This window comes from Candidatus Omnitrophota bacterium, assembly GCA_028693815.1.
Taxonomy (GTDB): Bacteria; Omnitrophota; Gorgyraeia; order Zapsychrales; family Aceulaceae; genus Aceula.
In genome coordinates, this window is record JAQUUP010000032.1 from 1 (window position 1) to 13,918 (window position 13,918).

Here is a 13,918-nt window from a genome sequence, read left to right on the forward strand (position 1 = left end):
CTCGAGAGATTTTTTTCTCTCAAGTCCTTTAAAAGAAAAGCATCTTTTATTCGGAATTGTGCAAGGATCGAATTATAAGAATTTAAGAGAGGAATCGGCTAAACAAATCGCAAGTATTGGTTTTGATGGGTATGCGATTGGTGGTGTTAGCGTTGGAGAGCCAATTGAATTTATGTTTCATGCGATTGCACAGGCAGAGCCATTTTTGCCGAAGGATAAGCCACGTTATGTCATGGGCATAGGCCTTCCAGATCAAATTGTTAAAGCCGTAGGGGAAGGTATTGATATGTTTGATACGTGTATTCCAACTCGCTACGGGCGCAATGGATCAGCATTTACATCTCGAGGTCGTATTGTTGTTCGTAATGCCGAATATTCCTCTGACTTGCGTCCGTTAGATGATCAGTGCGATTGTTTTGTATGTCAAAAACATTCACGTAGTTATATTCGTCATCTTTACAATGCTAATGAAATTACAGGTCTTCATTTGATTTCTTATCATAATGTATATTTTTATATAAAATTAATGCAGAAAATTAGAAAAGCAATTGAAGACGATTGCTATGATCAATTTCAAAAGGAGTTTTTTAAATGTTACGGTTCGACGTTATAACAATTTTTCCGAAAAGTTTTGATCCTGTCATTAATGATTCGATTTTAAAGCGTGCCCAAGATAGAAAAAAAGTTAAGATTTATATTCATGACTTGCGTGATTATACGCTTGATAAGCATAAAAAAGTTGATGATAGACCTTTTGGTGGAGGTCCAGGCATGGTTATGCAGGCAGAACCTATTTTTAATGCAATTAAAAAAATAAAAGGTCAACGTAAAGTTAAGATTTTACTTATGACGCCATCAGGAAAAACGTTTGTCCAGAAAAAAGCAAAGAGCCTTTCGAAAGAAAAAAATATCATTATTATTTGTGGGCATTATGAAGGGATTGATGAGCGTGTGCGTATGCACTTGGCGGATGAATGCATTTCTATCGGGGATTATGTTTTAACTGGTGGTGAAATTCCAGCTATGGTTTTAATTGATAGTATTACTCGATTGATCCCAGGTGTTTTAGGAACCGCTGAGTCGCTTTCAGATGAGTCTTTTGAGGATAATTTGCTGGAATATCCGCAATATACAAGACCTGCAAATTTTAATGGCATGAATGTTCCAAATGTGCTATTATCTGGAAATCATCAGCACGTAAAAAAATGGAGAAAGCAACAAGCCATTCTTCGGACAAAGAAAAATCGTCCAGATTTATTAAAATAAAAAAATAAAATTGTTTTAAGGGGGTTGTTATGGTTACAAATATCGGACAAATGATAAAAAATGCTGAAGGTAAATATAGTAAAGATTTACCAGATTTTACTGTCGGGGATACGGTAAAAATGATGATTAAAGTGGAAGAAGGTGACAAGGTTCGTCGTCATCCGTTTGAGGGCATTGTGATTCGAAAGACAGGGCGTGGCCTTAGAGGGACATTTACGTTACGAAAGATTTCTTTTGGAGAAGGAGTTGAAAGAACTTTTCCTTTAAATTCACCTTTGGTTGAAGATTTAAAAGTTTTACAAAAAGGCATCAATAAACGTGCGAAATTGTATTATTTAAGAGGACGCGTTGGAAAAGCTGCTCGAGTAAAAAAAGAACAATAATTTTTAGTTGTAAATTTTAAGTTTGTCGGCCTTTCATGTTATCCTACGAGAATAAAGCAAAAAAAAACGGGTTTCAAACAATTATTGGAATTGACGAAGCAGGACGCGGCCCTTTAGCCGGTCCTGTTGTTGCTTGCGCTGTTTTACTTAAAAATCATGATTTTGAATCTACAATTCGTGATTCAAAGAAAATGACACCAAAGCAGCGACAAATTGCTTGTCGCGAAATTTTAGAAAAATCCCACGTTGGCATAGGCTTAAGTGATGCAAAGCTAATCGATCATATTAATATCCTTAAGGCGACTTTTCATGCTATGACGTTGGCTGTTGAGGATCTTCTTTCTAAATTACCGATGGCCAATATTTCAAAAGAGCAACTTGAAAAGCAAACATGCCTTTTTGTTGATGGAAATGCTTTTAAAACACATCTGCCTTTTAAATATCAAACTATTGTTAAAGGTGATTCTTTAAGTCTTTCAATCGCATGTGCTTCGATTGTAGCTAAAGTAACGCGTGATCATATGATGGAAAATTATGACACCGCGTTCTCAGGATACGGATTTAAAGTGCACAAAGGGTATCCGACAGCGTTTCATAAGGGAAAGATCAAAGAGCTTGGTCTTTCTCCTATTCATCGAAAAACATTTAAATATTGGTAGCAGATGAACAGTAAGCGTAATCAGATTGGTCGTGAAGGTGAAGATTTGGCTCAAAGTTCTTTAATAAAAGATGGCTACAAGATTTTAGAAAGAAATTATCGTAATTCTTTGGGTGAAATTGATTTTATTGCTGAAGACAAGGGTATTATTTGTTTTGTAGAGGTCAAGACTAGATCGAATGATAACAAAGGATTGCCATCGGAGGCTGTTACTCTTCAAAAGCAGCGAAAAATCTCACAAGTTGCGTTGATGTATTTAAAGCAAGCTAAAATGATGCATGTTGATGCTCGTTTCGATGTTGTTTCAATTCTAAAAAAACCTTATGATGAGCCAGAAGTTGATATTATTAAGGATGCTTTTTTTCTTTCAGCGCCATATTCTTATTAAATATATGTATTAATAGACTACGCTTCGATGGAGCTTATTCGTTTCTCTATAAAGATGAATAGACCAGCGATTAAAAATACAAGAAGATAATTGCAAAAGAATTAAAATTAAGTTATTATAATCACGCATCATCTTCTATTCCTACAGTTTACATGTATGCTCATTTTTATAAAGATTTTATATAGTTTTATAGAAATTTTTATTAAATTAGCATATTTTAGACGAATTTTTAATTGATAAGCGGAACAAATCATAAATATCCAATATGACACAATATAAGAATTATTCGTTGTCCAAATATCTTGATTGTCTTTCATCAAAAGATCCTGCTCCTGGGGGAGGATCGGCCGCAGCTCTTGTTTCGGCAACAGGGGCAAGTCTCGTTTCAATGGTTGCGCGTTATTCTTTAGGACCTAAGCAATCTAAGTCTGTTCGATTAAAGATTAAGACTATTTTGAATAAAAGCGAGAAGCTTCGACAGCGTTTGTTAGTTTTAGTTGATCTAGATGCAGAAGCGTATCTTCAGGTTGTTAAGGCGCGCAAAGGAACTTTAGCACAAAAGAAGAAGGCGAATAAAAAAGCATGCGATATTCCTTTGGAAATTTGTCGTTTATCTTATGCCGCAGTTCAGCTAACTCCGTTTTTAGCAGAAAAGGGTAATCCTTATTTGTTAAGTGATGTTACATGCGCAGTTGAGATGTTGCTTGCTGGATTTCAATCAGCGATGGCCAATGTAGAGGCAAATCAATAATCGCATAAAAGGGTTTTTATGAGTGCACAATTATTAGACGGTAAAAATTTAGCGAAGAATTTACAAGAAAAAATTCGCTTAGAAATTCTAGATTTAGAGTCTAAAGCAGGAAAAGTTCCCGTTGTGGTTAATATTATGATTGGCGATAATCATGCGGCTTGTGCGTATGCAAAATCTCAACAAAAAGTTGCTCAGCACGTGGGCATTGATTATAGGCTTGATATTTTGGATAAGAATGTTACTCAGGCTGATCTTTTAAAGTATATAGAGCAACTAAATAAAAATTTTGAGGTTAATGGCATCATGGTTCATAAGCCTGTGCCAAAACAAATTAATCATCAGGAGGCATCTAATTATATTGATATGACGAAAGATTTGGAAGGGGTTAATATTAGCAATATTGGGAAGATGCTTCTTGGTCGGACTAATATTATCCCGTGTACACCTGCAGCGGTAATGGAGCATATCAAATCAACAGGCATTGATTTGCGAGGCAAAGAAGTTGTTGTTGTTGGTCATAGCGAGATTGTTGGAAAGCCTCTTAGTCTTTTGCTTTTGCAAAAAATGGCAACTGTCACTATCTGTCATGTTGCAACGAGTGAAGCAGGAAAACTTTCTGATCATATTGCCAGGGCAGATGTTTTGATTGTTGCTGTTGGAAAAGCAGAATTGATTAAAGGAAGCTGGATCAAACAAGGTGCGGTTGTCATTGATGTTGGCATTAATCGGGTTGATTCAAAGATTGTTGGAGATGTGGAATTTGATGTTGCTAAAAAGAAAGCGTCATTTATTACGCCTGTTCCTGGCGGAGTTGGACCTGTTACAGTTGTTATGTTAATGAAGAATGCTCTTGAAGCATTTAAATATCAAATAAAGGATGGTTAAGATTTATGAAACGAATTGTTATTATTGGTAATTCTTTGATGAGCATTGCAGCGATTGAAGAGATCCGCAGCGTTGATCAGGAAAGCGAAATTGTTCTCTTTTGTCCAGAAGGTGTTTTGCCGTATGATCGAAGTTGTGTGTCATCTATTTTAAGTGAAAAGCTTTCTTCGGAAGATGCTTATTGTAAGCCTGCGAGTTATTTTAGTGAAAAAAGGATTAATATTGTTCTCGACAAGAAGATTGTTAAAGTTCATCCGAAGCGAAAGCGTATTATTTTTGAGGATAAAAATCAGGAATCGTTTGATACCTTGGTGATTGAAGATTCTGGGTTGCTTGAGGTTGTTGATGTAGAGGGGGCGAAAAAACAAGGCGTTTTCTCGCTGTCTACGGTTAGCGATGCCGAAAAAATTTCAAAAGCTGCGGGGTTGTGTGATGTCGTTATTATTCAGCCTACTAGCCTTTCGACACTAGAGGCCGCTGTTTATTTAAAAAATCTAAATAAAGAAGTGATTGTTGTTTGTCCTGAGGAGTCTTTGCTTTCGAGCATTGTTGGTAAAGGGGCAGGTGATTTCTTAGCAAATTATCTAAAAGAAATTGGAATTCGTATTATTTTAAATAATGCGCTTGTGGAAGTTTTAGGCGAAGGTGAGGCAAAAGCAATTCGTTTAAAAACAGGAAAGGTTTTAGAAAGCCAGCTTGTTATTTTAGAAAAGACCAGAAAGGAACTGTTCTTTTTTTCTGTGGATGAAAACTTAGCTGAGCAGAACAGTTTTTATACAAAAGTTGGGGATATTTTTATTGATAGTAGTTTTGAGATTTTAAGCAAAGGACAGAGCGCAGAGGATTCGGACATATCAAATCTTTCGCTTGATGAAAAAGGCAAGATGATCGGAGCCGCTATTGCAGATCATCGGCAGTCGTATCAACAGCCTTTTAAAAAGGTTATTTTTTCTTTAGGAGATTTAAGTGGTTGCGTTTTAGGTAGTTTGGAAAATGAAAGCGCTGTAGAATATGAGCAAATTGATAGGGTCAACAGAACTTACAAGAAGATTTTTGTTGCCGATGATAGGGTTGCAGGTGCTGTGTTGATTAATTTTGCTCAGGAAGTTGTGCAAGCAGAAGATATTATAAAAAATAAAATTAACATTTCACAATTATCTGGTCATGCATTAGAATTAAAGAAGAATAATGAGCATTGTGAGTGCAATCCTTTTCAATCTAATAGCACGCCAGAAGTAGAGCGAGTTTCCGTTGTGAGCAGTCAACAAAATTTTGCTGATGTCGCAGATTCACATAATATTCCTGAAGCTCAAACGGAAGATGGTGTGTATAGTGCAGACCATTAAAAAACTTGTCAAAATGAGAAAAATATACTATTCTATTTACAGACAAAAAACTTTTATGAGAACCTTTTCTTTAGCTCTTATCTTATTTTTTATTCCTATTATTTTTCAAACACAAGTATTTGGCGAAATTGATGAAAAGTTTGAGAAATATCGTATGCATGGTCTAATAGCTCAGCAAGAGGGATTGCTTCAAGAATCTCTTGATTATTATATGAAGGCTTTAAAGATTGATTCAACGACCCCAGAAATTTATAATGATCTTGGTATTGTTAATGAACGTATGGGTGATTTGTATGAAGCAAAGCGTAATTATTTTAAGGCACTTGAGATTAACGAAAATTATCTTCCAGCATATTCAAACCTTGCCTATTTGTATAAGAAACAAGGGGATTTTATAACAGCGATAGAGTATTTTAAAAAGCGTATGAAATTAGGCGGCCCCAAGGATCCCTGGACAAAGGAAGCGGGTGATCAATTAAGATATTTAAGTGAGTTTTCGCCAGAGTTAAAGAAGTGGATTATGGCGATTGAAACAGATATGCTTTCTAAGGAAGTAAAGGCAATATCTGATGTTTTGTCTGAGGTAGAGAAAGAAAATTTTGACAAACAAGTGGTGAGCGTTAAGGAATATGTTGCACAGGCTCAAGCATATGAAAAAGATGGCCTTTATAAAGCTGCGTTAGCGCAGTGCGATAGAGCCCTATCTCTTGTCCCCGAGAATGCTAAGCTGACAGATTATCGAAAGACGATTGTTCTAAAATTAAAAGCAGAGGAAATTAGAAACAGAGTTGATACAGCGTTGCAAAAGTTAGAATCCGGTGACACCGATTCCTCAGAAGAAGATTTTCGCAAGATACTTACCATTATCCCAAGCGAGTAAACTCCGTTAGAGAATTTCTTTCTATCGGTCTGTAGTGACTGTGGCCTTAGCTCATTGTTACTTTTAGTTGGCAATAACTGTTGATTTCAATTGTCAGCTTTCGTTAGCGGTGTAAGTCAATTTTTCTAAGAAAATAAGCTATTAATAAATCATCACAAAAATCTAATAAGATGCCAAAATCTCGTCTTTTTTTAATTGATGCGCATGCGCTTTGTTATCGGTCTTTTTTTGCTGTTAAGAGCCTGACTACAAGTTATGGTCAGCCTACGAATGCGGTTGTCGGATTTTTGAACACATTAAAGAAGATTTTAAAGGATTATCAGCCAGAGTATATTGCTGCGTGTTTTGATGTTGGAAAGAAAACGCATCGTCAGGAGAGATTTTCTGAATATAAAGTGCACCGTCCATCAATGCCAGATGATTTGATTAGCCAGATTCCTTTGATTAAAGAATTGGTTTTGGCGTATAATATTCCGTTTTTTGAGTTAGAAGGGTTTGAAGCAGATGATGTGATTGCAACAATTTCAAGGAAAGCGGCTAAAAAAGATGTTGAGGTTATGATTGTCAGCGGTGACAAAGACATGTTTCAGTTAGTCGATGATAATATAAAGATTTTTGATTATCGAAAAGGCGAAATTATTGATATTCAAAAAGCTAAAGATATTTATGGATTTGATCCGGAAAGAATGGTTGATTATATTGGTCTTGCAGGGGATAAGACGGACAACATTCCTGGTGTCATGGGTATCGGAAAGGTAACGGCAACACAGCTGATTCAGCTATACGGAGATCTTGAGAATATTCTCAAAAATCTCGATCAGTTAAAATCTCAAAAAATAGCTGAGAAAATACGTGATCAAAAAGATCAAGCGATGATGAGCAAGGAGTTAGCTATTTTAGATGATCGTGTTCCGATTGATTTTCAGTTAAAAGATGCTAAAAGAATCGAGTCAGACAAGGAACAATTATTTAAGTTATTCCAGAAGCTAGAGTTTCGAAAACTTGCCGAAGAAGTATCCGTTCCTTGTGTAAATAATAAAAAAGTTTCTGTTAAGACCCTTGATACAAAAAAAGAGATTAATGATCTTTGCCAGAAAATTAAGAAGAACAAAATTTTTTCATTTGTAATAAACGCTGTTAAAGATGATTTGCTTCAATCGACTAATGTGGCAGTTGCCTTTGATGAGACAAAAGTTTTCTTTGTTTCCTTAAAGGATATCGGGTATCTAAAAGAGGTTTTTGAGTCTGATAACATTATAAAAGTATGTCACAATGTTAAGCAAGATCTAAAAGCTTTATCAGCGCAAAGTATCAATCTTGACGGTGAAATCTTTGATGTTCTTCTTGCGGCTTATCTTTTAGAGCCTTCTCAAGCAGGTAAAGATATTGCATCTTTGCTGTGGAAATATTTAAAAGTTGCAGTCTCTGAAAGGGACGATATTGGCGCTCAGGCTGGATACTTAATTCGTTTGTTTTCTGTTCTTCGAAAAGAGCTGGAAGAGAAATTTCTTCTAAAGTTATTTAATGAGATTGAGATTCCGCTGGCGCGTGTTTTATTTTGTGTAGAGCGAGAAGGGGTTTTGTTAGATCTAAAGTTTTTACACAAACTATCGATCCAGATGGCTAAAGAAATTGATCTTTTAAGAAAAAAAATCTATACGTTGGCAACCGAAGAGTTTAACCTTAATTCGCCAAAGCAGTTGAGTTATATTTTATTTGAGAAGCTGAAGCTTCCGGTTATTAAAAAGATAAAAACAGGATTTTCAACTAATGAAGATGTTTTGCATAGACTTGCAGAAACTCATGAGCTTCCCAAATTAATTTTAAGTTATCGGCATTTGGCAAAGCTAACATCAACATATGTTGATGCTCTACCTAAAATGGTTGATCCTAAAACATCACGTATTCATGCTGAATTTGATCAAGCAGGAACAGAAACAGGTCGGCTAAGTTCACGAAATCCGAATTTGCAGAATATTCCTATTCGGACAGAATTTGGACGCCAGATTCGAAAAGCATTTGTTGCCCGAGATAGCAATCATGTTATTCTTTCGGCTGATTATTCACAGATTGAATTACGCATATTGGCACATTTGTCAAAAGACAAAGCCTTGATTGATGCATTTAAAAATGGCGAAGATATCCATGCGTTTACAGCAGCCTCTATTTTTAATGTGAAAGAATCTGAAGTTGATTCTGAGATGCGCGTTGCGGCCAAGAGAGTAAATTTTGGTATTGTTTATGGAATCAGTGCTTTTGGTTTAGCTAAAGATTTAGGTGTTAGTCAAAATGAAGCTCAACAGTTTATTGATAAGTATTTTTTGCGTTATCCTGATGTTTCTAAATTTATGCAGGAAGAAATCCAAAAGGCCGAAAAAAATGGATTTGTTTTAACGTTGTTAAATCGAAGACGATATATGCCAGAAATCCATAGTGATAACATGATGGTTCGACAGTTTGCTCAGAGACAAGCAATTAATACACCTGTTCAGGGTTCGGCTGCAGATTTAATTAAACTTGCGATGATTAATGTGCAGGAAGCGATTGAAAAAAAGAAATTGAAATCAAAAATGATTATTACTGTTCATGATGAATTAGTTTTTGATATTTTAAAGAGCGAGAAAGATCAGATGGTTCATCTGATTAAAGAGCAGATGGAGAGCCCGTTGAAGCTATCTGTTCCAATCAAAGTAAGTATTAAAATAGGGAATAATTGGCTTGAAACTAAGGAGGTAGCGATTTGAAGGTTATTTTCTGCGCATCAGAAGTAATGCCGTTTGCAAAAACAGGTGGTCTTGCTGACGTTGGCGGATCTTTGCCGCTTGCATTAAAAAAAGTAGGTGTTGATATTTCGATCGTTATGCCGCTGTATCATTCTATTGATCAGAAGATGTTTTCATTAAAACCAATAACAAAAGATGTTTCAATAGCAAAGCTTGAGGATGTGGATGTTTATTTTGTAAAAAACGATAGGTTTTTTGGTCGCAAAGAGCTTTATGGAGAGTCGACAGGAGATTATCCAGATAATTTAGAACGTTTTTCTTATTTTTGTAAAAAGACATTAGAATTCTTAAAAGAAATTAACTTAAAGCCTGATGTTGTCCATTGTCATGATTGGCAAACGAGCTTGATTTCTGTTTATTTAAAAAGTGTTTATGCGCGTGATCCATTTTATGCTGGAACAAAGACAATTTTAACGATTCATAATTTAGCCTACCAAGGTGTTTTTGAATCACAGCAATTTTCTTTGCTTGGACTAGATCAGCGATTTAATAGCCCTGATGCATTAGAATTTTATGGAAAAATTAATTTATTAAAAAGTGGAATTGTTTTTAGTGATCGAGTGACAACCGTTAGTCCTCAGTATGCAAAGGAGATCCGTAAGAAGGAATTTGGTTGCGGACTTGAGGGTGTTATTAATTATCGCGAAGATCATGTTTTTGGTATTTTAAATGGAATTGATGTTAACGTTTGGAATCCTGAGTCTGATGAATTGATTGCTAAAGAATATTCAGCCCATCGACCGCAAGGCAAGCTAGAAAATAAAAAAGCGTTACAACAGCAGTGTGGCCTAGATGTTCGCGAAGATGTTCCTGTTTTCGGATTTGTCGGTAGGCTTTCAGTTCAAAAAGGCCTTGATCTTTTGTCTGAGGCTTTGCCAGAGATCGTTAAAATGGATGTGCAGCTTGTCTTTCAGGGGGTAGGAGAAAAGAAATATCAAGATCTTCTTAAAAGTTTACAGGAGAAATATCCAAAGAAAGTATCTATTCATATTAAGTTTGATGAAAAAACAGCACATCAAATTTATGCAGGATCAGATATATTTTTAATACCATCCGTTTATGAACCGTGTGGCTTAAGTCAAATGATCAGTTTTCGCTATGGCACGATCCCGCTTGTTTACAAGACAGGTGGATTAGCGGATACGGTTATGCCGTTTCGTGTTGGATCTGAAAAAGGGGATGGTTTTGTTTTTACGCGTTACGAAAAAGATGCCGTTGTTAGTGCGTTTGAGTCTGCGATTAGCGCATACAAGAAACAAGATGTTTTTAAGAATTTAATTTCGAAAGTTATGAAATATGACTTTTCTTGGTCGACATCGGCAAAAGAATACGAAAGGCTTTATCGCCAATGAACGTTATTGGGATCACGGGAAGCTTTGGAAGTGGCAAGACAGTGGTTGCCAATATCTTTCGTCAAAAAAAGATAAAAGTTCTTGATGCAGATAAAATAGTGCATGATTTGATGCGTTCGGGCAAGTCCTGTTTTAAGCCGATCGTTAATTGTTTCGGAGAGGGTATTTTAAAAAAAGGACAGATTGATCGACATGTTTTAGGAAATTTGGTTTTTCGTAATAAGAAGTATTTAAATCAATTGTGCGCAATTATTCATCCTAAGGTTATTAGTGAAATAAAGAAAGAAATCAAAGATTTAAAAACAAGCAAGAGAGTTAAGAATGTTGTCATGGATGTTCCGCTTTTGTTTGAGTCTGGGCTCGAGTCGTTGTGTGACACCGTTATTGTTGTCAAGGCAACTCAAGCAAAGCAAATTGACCGAATTCAAAAAAAATTTGGTTTAGACAAAGCAGAAATTCTAAGGCGTATTCGATTGCAAATGCCGATTCAAAAGAAAATTCAAAAGGCTGATTATATTGTGGAGAATACAAAAACTTTTAATCAAACAAAAAAACAAGTAGAGGATCTATGTCAAAAAGTGTTGAACAAGTAAATCCTGCTAGGAAACAAGGTTCTTTCAAAAGATTTTCTAACGGGATAAAAAGAGGAGAAAATAAAATGGCAAAAACAGCTGCTAAAGGGACCGATAAGCTTTTTATCGATGAGCTAAAAGACAAAAAAATGTCTGAGCTTACCCAGCTTGCAAAAGAAATGAACATTGAGGGCTTAAGCGGAATTAAAAAACAAGATTTGATTATCAAAATTCTGCAAGGGCAAGCTGAAAAAGAAGGGTTAATGTTTGGCGCTGGAACTTTGGAAGTTTTATCTGAAGGATTCGGTTTTTTAAGAAATACAAATTATAATTATCTTCCATGTCCGGATGATATTTATATTTCTCCATCACAAATAAGAAAGTTTGAGTTAAAGACTGGAGATAGTGTTAGTGGTCAGATTCGTCCACCAAAAGAGGGGGAAAAATATTTTGCGCTTCTTAAGGTTGAGGCTGTTAATTTTGAAAGTCCAGAAAAGTGTAAAGAAAAGATCCTTTTTGATCATTTGACACCGCTTTATCCGCAAGAACGATTTTTGCTTGAGACGACTCGAGAAGAGGTCTCAACGCGCGTGATGGATCTTCTTTCTCCTCTTGGAAAAGGGCAGAGAGCTTTAATCGTCGCGCCTCCTTACAGCGGAAAGACGGTGCTAATGCAAAAGATTGCCAATGCTATCACTCAAAATGATCCGGATGCTATTTTAATTGTTTTGCTTATTGATGAACGACCTGAAGAGGTTACGGATATGCAACGTAGCGTTAAAGGCGAGGTTATCGCTTCAACATTTGACGAGCCAGCCGAGCGTCATGTTCAAATTGCTGAAATTGTTTTAGAGAAGGCTAAGAGACTTGTTGAGCACAAAAGAGATGTTGTCATTTTGTTGGACAGCATCACGCGTTTAGCTCGTGCGTATAATACGGTTGTTCCTCATAGTGGAAAAATTCTTTCTGGTGGGGTGGATTCTAATGCGCTTCATAAGCCAAAAAGATTTTTTGGCGCAGCAAGAAATGTTGAAGAGGGTGGAAGTTTAACGATTATTGCAACGGGTCTTGTTGACACAGGAAGTCGCATGGATGAAGTTATTTTTGAAGAGTTTAAAGGAACAGGTAACATGGAGCTTCAGCTGGATCGATCATTGTTTCAGCGCAGAATATATCCTGCAATTGACATTAAGCGATCAAATACGCGCCATGAAGAGCTTTTAATTCCTGAAAATGATTTACAAAGAATATGGCTTCTTCGAAAAGCGCTTAATGATTTGAATTTGGCGGAAGCTATGGAGCTTTTAATTGCAAAATTAAGAAAGTATAAATCAAATGCTGAATTTTTAGATAATATGAATAAGGCTGACTAATTTAAAAATTAACATAAAACATAAAAAAGGAAAGAAAGAAATGAAAAAAGAAACACATCCAAAATACGAAGACACAGCTATTTCATGTGCATGTGGAGAAATTATTCAAACGCGATCTACTCGAAAGAATATTCACGTTGAAATTTGTTCTAAATGCCATCCGTTTTTTACGGGAGACAAGAAATTTGTGGATACTGCTGGTCGTATCGATCGATTTAAAAAGCGTTATTCTAAAAAGAGTAACTAAACACTTTTATGAATCTTGAAAAGATTAAAAGAACTCAAGAGCGTTATCAAGAACTTGAGCAGATTTTAGCGGATCCTAAAATTTTTGCAGATAACAAAAGGTACCAGGCATTGGCCAAAGAAATGTCTGACATCACAGAACTTGTTACGTTATCACGTCAATATGAAGATGTTGTTAATCAGCAAAAGGATCTTGATAGTCTCTTAAAAGAAAAGCACGACCAGGAATTTGAGGATTTAGCTCACATTGAGCTTGAGGACTTGGAAGAAAAAAAGCAAGCTTTAGAGCTTAGGCTCGACGATCTTTTAAATCCTAAGAAAGAAGAAAAAGAACGCGATATCATTATGGAGATTCGTGCTGGCACTGGTGGGGCAGAGGCTTCGCTTTTTGCTGGAGATCTTTATCGCATGTATACAAAATATGCGGCGATCAAAGGATGGAAAGTGGAATCTATTAGTAGTCATCCGGCAGAGGCAGGAGGTTTCAAGGAGGTGGTTTTTAGCGTTAGCGGTAAAGGCGTTTGGAAATGCTTAAGGTGGGAAAGTGGGGCGCATCGTGTTCAGCGAGTTCCTTCAACAGAAGCATCTGGACGTATCCATACTTCTGCAGCCACTGTTGTGGTTTTATCTGAGCCAGAGGAAGTTGAGCTTAACATCGACCCTAAGAATTTAAAGATCGATGTTTTTCGCGCTTCTGGGCCAGGAGGGCAGAGCGTTAATACAACAGACTCTGCTATTCGTATTACGCATATTCCAACGGGAACAGTTGTTATTTGTCAGGATGAGCGGTCTCAGCTTAAAAATAAAATGAAAGCTATGAGGGTTTTGCGTGCACGCATTTTAGATCGTCTTCAGCAAGAAAATCAAGATAAAGAAGCGAAAGAGCGAAAAGAAAAAGTTGGCACTGGAGATCGAAGTGACAAAATACGTACATATAATTTTCCTGATAGGCGCATTACAGATCATCGTATTGGTTTTACAACACATCAGCTTCCAAATGTTTTAGATGGAAATTTTGATGAGCTTGCAGATGCG

14 protein-coding genes and 1 pseudogene are annotated in these 13,918 nt (G+C 36.3%); all 15 read left to right on the top strand.

What is annotated here, in order from left to right; all coding sequences use genetic code 11:
* A partial coding sequence (locus tag PHY73_08175) for a tRNA guanosine(34) transglycosylase Tgt (GenBank protein ID MDD3375677.1) occupies window positions 1-613 on the top strand: 613 nt, incomplete at its 5' end.
* Window positions 592-1,320: pseudogene (trmD, locus tag PHY73_08180) on the top strand (tRNA (guanosine(37)-N1)-methyltransferase TrmD). The gene PHY73_08175 and the pseudogene trmD, both read left to right, overlap by 22 nt.
* Complete coding sequence (gene rplS, locus PHY73_08185) at window positions 1,296-1,649, top strand: 50S ribosomal protein L19 (GenBank protein ID MDD3375678.1); 354 nt, start codon at window positions 1,296-1,298, stop codon at window positions 1,647-1,649. Before trmD ends, rplS begins: the two are co-directional and overlap by 25 nt.
* Window positions 1,650-1,684: 35 nt before the next feature.
* Window positions 1,685-2,308 carry a ribonuclease HII gene (locus PHY73_08190; GenBank protein MDD3375679.1) on the top strand — a complete coding sequence of 208 codons (624 nt, stop codon included), beginning with the start codon at window positions 1,685-1,687 and terminating at the stop codon, window positions 2,306-2,308.
* A gap of 3 nt (window positions 2,309-2,311) precedes the next feature.
* Window positions 2,312-2,695, top strand: coding sequence for a YraN family protein (locus PHY73_08195; protein ID MDD3375680.1), 384 nt, complete (start codon window positions 2,312-2,314; stop codon window positions 2,693-2,695).
* A gap of 265 nt (window positions 2,696-2,960) precedes the next feature.
* Entirely contained in the window at window positions 2,961-3,446 is a 486-nt protein-coding gene (locus tag PHY73_08200; protein MDD3375681.1) for a cyclodeaminase/cyclohydrolase family protein, read from the top strand.
* Window positions 3,447-3,464: 18 nt separating this feature from the next.
* On the top strand, window positions 3,465-4,331 hold the full coding sequence (locus PHY73_08205; protein ID MDD3375682.1) for a bifunctional 5,10-methylenetetrahydrofolate dehydrogenase/5,10-methenyltetrahydrofolate cyclohydrolase: 867 nt from the start codon (window positions 3,465-3,467) through the stop codon (window positions 4,329-4,331).
* 5 nt (window positions 4,332-4,336) lie between these two features.
* Window positions 4,337-5,677, top strand: a complete 1,341-nt coding sequence (locus PHY73_08210; protein MDD3375683.1) for an FAD-dependent oxidoreductase — start codon at window positions 4,337-4,339, stop codon at window positions 5,675-5,677.
* Between the two features lie 55 nt (window positions 5,678-5,732).
* On the top strand, window positions 5,733-6,557 hold the full coding sequence (locus tag PHY73_08215) for a tetratricopeptide repeat protein (protein MDD3375684.1): 825 nt from the start codon (window positions 5,733-5,735) through the stop codon (window positions 6,555-6,557).
* Between the two features lie 170 nt (window positions 6,558-6,727).
* Window positions 6,728-9,301, top strand: a complete 2,574-nt coding sequence (gene polA / locus PHY73_08220; GenBank protein MDD3375685.1) for a DNA polymerase I — start codon at window positions 6,728-6,730, stop codon at window positions 9,299-9,301.
* On the top strand, window positions 9,298-10,692 hold the full coding sequence (gene glgA, locus PHY73_08225; protein ID MDD3375686.1) for a glycogen synthase GlgA: 1,395 nt from the start codon (window positions 9,298-9,300) through the stop codon (window positions 10,690-10,692). Before polA ends, glgA begins: the two co-directional genes overlap by 4 nt.
* Entirely contained in the window at window positions 10,689-11,285 is a 597-nt protein-coding gene (gene coaE / locus PHY73_08230; GenBank protein MDD3375687.1) for a dephospho-CoA kinase, read from the top strand. Before glgA ends, coaE begins: the two co-directional genes overlap by 4 nt.
* 65 nt (window positions 11,286-11,350) lie before the next feature.
* Window positions 11,351-12,637 carry a transcription termination factor Rho gene (rho, locus tag PHY73_08235; protein MDD3375688.1) on the top strand — a complete coding sequence of 429 codons (1,287 nt, stop codon included), beginning with the start codon at window positions 11,351-11,353 and terminating at the stop codon, window positions 12,635-12,637.
* A 40-nt stretch (window positions 12,638-12,677) separates the two neighbouring features.
* The gene (gene rpmE / locus PHY73_08240; GenBank protein MDD3375689.1) at window positions 12,678-12,884 is read left to right on the top strand and encodes a 50S ribosomal protein L31; all 207 of its coding nucleotides are present in this window, start codon (window positions 12,678-12,680) and stop codon (window positions 12,882-12,884) included.
* 8 nt (window positions 12,885-12,892) lie between these two features.
* Window positions 12,893-13,918: peptide chain release factor 1 (gene prfA / locus PHY73_08245; GenBank protein ID MDD3375690.1), on the top strand; the 1,026-nt coding region annotated here is incomplete at its 3' end.

What these genes read in the sequence shown, in the direction of transcription:
- rho (MDD3375688.1), top strand. Translation starts at nt 11,351, where the DNA reads ATGGCAAAAACAGCTGCTAAAGGGACCGATAAGCTTTTTATCGATGAG.
- coaE (MDD3375687.1), top strand. Translation starts at nt 10,689, where the DNA reads ATGAACGTTATTGGGATCACGGGAAGCTTTGGAAGTGGCAAGACAGTG.
- PHY73_08190 (MDD3375679.1), top strand. Translation starts at nt 1,685, where the DNA reads ATGTTATCCTACGAGAATAAAGCAAAAAAAAACGGGTTTCAAACAATT.
- polA (MDD3375685.1), top strand. Translation starts at nt 6,728, where the DNA reads ATGCCAAAATCTCGTCTTTTTTTAATTGATGCGCATGCGCTTTGTTAT.
- PHY73_08215 (MDD3375684.1), top strand. Translation starts at nt 5,733, where the DNA reads ATGAGAACCTTTTCTTTAGCTCTTATCTTATTTTTTATTCCTATTATT.
- rpmE (MDD3375689.1), top strand. Translation starts at nt 12,678, where the DNA reads ATGAAAAAAGAAACACATCCAAAATACGAAGACACAGCTATTTCATGT.
- rplS (MDD3375678.1), top strand. Translation starts at nt 1,296, where the DNA reads ATGGTTACAAATATCGGACAAATGATAAAAAATGCTGAAGGTAAATAT.
- PHY73_08195 (MDD3375680.1), top strand. Translation starts at nt 2,312, where the DNA reads ATGAACAGTAAGCGTAATCAGATTGGTCGTGAAGGTGAAGATTTGGCT.
- PHY73_08210 (MDD3375683.1), top strand. Translation starts at nt 4,337, where the DNA reads ATGAAACGAATTGTTATTATTGGTAATTCTTTGATGAGCATTGCAGCG.
- PHY73_08205 (MDD3375682.1), top strand. Translation starts at nt 3,465, where the DNA reads ATGAGTGCACAATTATTAGACGGTAAAAATTTAGCGAAGAATTTACAA.
- PHY73_08200 (MDD3375681.1), top strand. Translation starts at nt 2,961, where the DNA reads ATGACACAATATAAGAATTATTCGTTGTCCAAATATCTTGATTGTCTT.